Consider the following 713-nt stretch of genomic DNA (forward strand, 5'->3'; position numbering starts at 1 on the left):
CCGACATGTATGTCAAAGGAGTAACTACCCGCAGGGTCTCGGATATCGTCGAAATTCTTTGTGGCACCGACGTCAGCTCGTCCCAGGTCAGCAGGCTGGCAAAGGAGCTCGATGAAGAGATTACGTCTTGGAAGGCGCAGCCTGTCGGACAGATTCAATACTTGGTACTTGATGCGACCTATGAATCGGTTCGCGTCGGTTCCCATGTGGTCAAGCAGGCGCTTCTAGTGGCTATTGGCGTTGATTACAGCGGGAATCGGCATATTCTTGACGCCGAAGTCGCGAACAGTGAGGCAGAGGTAAACTGGCGTTCCTTTCTCGAGGGTCTCGTACGACGAGGGATGCACGGCCTGCGAATGATCACCAGTGATGACCACTCAGGACTGCGCGCGGCAATCGATGCTGTCTTCCCTGGAATTCTGTGGCAACGCTGCCAGTTTCATCTGCAGCAGAATGCCCACTCCTACGTCACGAAAAAAGATGAGATCCCGCTGATAGCCGCTGATATTCGGAAGGTGTTCAATCGGAATATGTCAAGATAGTTTATGCCAGATTTTTGAGAGGTTTGCATCAAGCAGCCTTCGAAAGAGGACGGCATGACATTGAGACCGGCAAGGCGTCGTAGATACGCACTTTCCCAGTACGCCACCGTAAGGGGTTTTTCTCTTTGGCAGCAAGAATGGTTTGGTTTCTTTTTTCCTCGGCGCCGTAGG

General features: G+C 52.3%; 1 protein-coding gene. It reads left to right on the plus strand.

Annotation, left to right across the window (positions count from 1 at the left end):
* The coding region (locus tag RTW80_RS26605) for a transposase (protein ID WP_312721089.1) at positions 1–542 on the plus strand (542 nt) is incomplete at its 5' end.
* Positions 543–713 lie beyond the last annotated feature (171 nt).

It is taken from the genome of Escherichia sp. AM3 (assembly GCF_032029835.1).
Taxonomy (GTDB): Bacteria; Pseudomonadota; Gammaproteobacteria; order Enterobacterales; family Enterobacteriaceae; genus Escherichia; species Escherichia coli.